2 protein-coding genes are annotated in these 2,185 nt (G+C 61.9%); one reads left to right on the top strand and one right to left on the bottom strand.

Annotation, left to right across the window (positions count from 1 at the left end):
- The first annotated feature begins 149 nt into the window (after window positions 1-149).
- Window positions 150-1,025 (top strand): AraC family transcriptional regulator, encoded by an 876-nt coding sequence (locus EN742_RS32550; RefSeq protein WP_189347586.1) that lies wholly within the window; start codon window positions 150-152, stop codon window positions 1,023-1,025.
- Window positions 1,026-1,059: 34 nt separating this feature from the next.
- Here the strand turns inward: EN742_RS32550 and EN742_RS32545 are convergent, their stop codons facing one another.
- Window positions 1,060-2,169: a glycoside hydrolase family 25 protein gene (locus EN742_RS32545; protein WP_127405698.1), complete on the bottom strand. Its 1,110-nt coding sequence runs from the start codon at window positions 2,167-2,169 to the stop codon at window positions 1,060-1,062.
- Window positions 2,170-2,185 lie beyond the last annotated feature (16 nt).

Raw genomic sequence — 2,185 nt, 5'->3', positions numbered from 1 at the left:
CATCGCGTGCATACCACTCAGGCCGGAAATCCGGCCTTTTCTCCTCCCGCCCGCTCCTCGACCGCGGGTCGTTCCCGTTCTCTGGAGCTGGATTATGCGCTTATTCGCAGGCGCGAACAGAGAAGGATTATGCTTTCGAGGGTAATTTTGTGCTGCAGGATCTGATCGCCAACGGACCATCGATGCGGACGATCTCGCTGCCGCGCGGCCGCCAGCGCCTGCATGCCATGCCGACAAGCACGGGTTACGAAGTTCGCGAGGACGAAACCTACGACTGGGACGGTCGAAAGCGCGGCCAGACCCCGTTCACCGTGCTCCAGCACACCATCAGCGGGGCCGGCCAGTTGCGCTACGAGAACCGCAACTACCGCCTCCAGAAGAACGACACGCTGCTGGTGCTGGTGCCGCACAACCATCGCTACTGGCTGGCTACGGGCGACCGCTGGGAATATTTCTGGATCTCGATGAATGGCGAGGAGGCGCTGCGCATCCACAAATCGATTCTGAGTGTCTCAGGCCCCGTATTTCGATTGCAGCCGATGACGATTGATCATCTTGCCGATTGCAGCCTGCGCCTCATCAAGGGGGCAGCTTCCCCGGGCGCCGCTTCCGCCGTCGCCTACGAAGCCGCCATGGCGCTCTACGACGATGTTTTCGGATCGCACGCCTTCGCCGAAAAACAGAGCGCCATGCAGCCGGTGATCGACCACATCAACGCCAATCTCGACAAGCCACTGCAGGTGGCCGATCTCGTTCGGATCAGTGGCCTCAGCCGCGCGCACTTCTCGCGCTGCTTCGCCGAGAGCGAAGGCATCCCACCTGCTGAATTTGTCTTGCAGCAGCGCCTGCAGCGCGCGGCGAAGTTGCTGACCAAAGCCGATTTCCTGCCGGTCAAGGAAGTCGCCGTCATGTGCGGTTTCGAGGACGCGAACTACTTTTCCAAGGTTTTTCGTCGCTCTTATGGCATTACCCCGACGCAGTTTCGCACCACCGGCATGTATGCCAGCCTGGGAAATCATCGTTGAGGCAATTGCCGCCGCTGATGCTGGATCCGGCTGGTCAGCGCCGGTTACGGTCGATCGCGGTCGAGGCTGTACTAACCGGATCAGCCGCCGCGAAGGCAGCCTCGATCTGCGTCGCTGAGCGCTGCTCGGTCCGCTTCCACGCGACATATTCGACGATGCCGAAGCGTGGACGCCGCGGCACCGTCTTCACCACAGGCATACGGAAGCCGTCGCGGAACTTCCGCCAGCGCTGGCCGAGCACCGAAACCATCTCCTCGACGGTGGGCGGCGTCGCCACGTCGGCATAGGTTATGGTGAATTTGCCGGCGAGCCCGGCTTCGCGCGAGACCGGTACCGGGATCGAGGCGAGATAGTCGGACGGCACGTCGATCAGGCCGCCAAAGGCCCATTGCTCGCGCAACCGGTCGGCATTCATCGGCGCAACCGAGACGTCGATGTCGTTCGGTGTGCCTGGCACGCGATAGGGGCATTTGAAGCGGCCGCAATTGGTGTGCGCCGAAAACTGCCACAGTGCGTAGCCCTGCCAGTTGCCCATCGGAAAATGCACATCGATGTCCGGCTTGTAGCGCGCATACCAGAGCGGCAGCCGCGACAAGAGCCGGTATTGATAGCGGTTGTCGGCAATGTATTGCGCGGTCCTGCCGTTGGTGTAGAGCACCGGGAAGCGGCCCAGCCGCCGATGCACCTGGCGCACGAATTCTTCCGCATCCTCCAATGACATCCATTGCGTGGGATCATTGCCTTCGAGGTCGAGGGCTATCAGATCGTCCGACGCGGGCTCGGCGAAATCGACGAAATTGTTTGCCTGCTCGACCGGGTTGCCGGGCCGGGCAAGATGATAGGCGCCCCATTTCAGGCCGAGTGCCTTGGCCACCACCTTGCGCGTCTGGAACAGTTCGCGTGTCACCGCATAGCGCTTCCATAGCGCCTTGCAGAGCCGGAATTCGGTGTCGTCGCCCGAGCAGAAATAGGCCGGCGGCAGTCCGTCGGACGCCTTGTTGATGAAACCGACGATGCGCTTGTCGGTGGCAAGCTTGGCCCAGTCGATGGAATTGTATTCGTAGGCGTCGATGACCAGCGCGCGCTCAGCGTTCTTCCACGGCTCGGAGAAATCCGAGGCCTTTGCTGCCGTGCCCAGCACCATCGCAGCCGCGAGAAGT

This window comes from Mesorhizobium sp. M4A.F.Ca.ET.020.02.1.1 (genome assembly GCF_004022645.1).
GTDB lineage: Bacteria > Pseudomonadota > Alphaproteobacteria > Rhizobiales > Rhizobiaceae > Mesorhizobium.
Note: the sequence above shows the minus strand (reverse complement) of the source record. Positions and strands in the feature narration are given on the sequence as shown.

Excerpts from the sequence above, each read along its gene's own strand:
- EN742_RS32545 (WP_127405698.1), bottom strand. The coding sequence starts at position 2,169 with ATGGTGCTGGGCACGGCAGCAAAGGCCTCGGATTTCTCCGAGCCGTGG.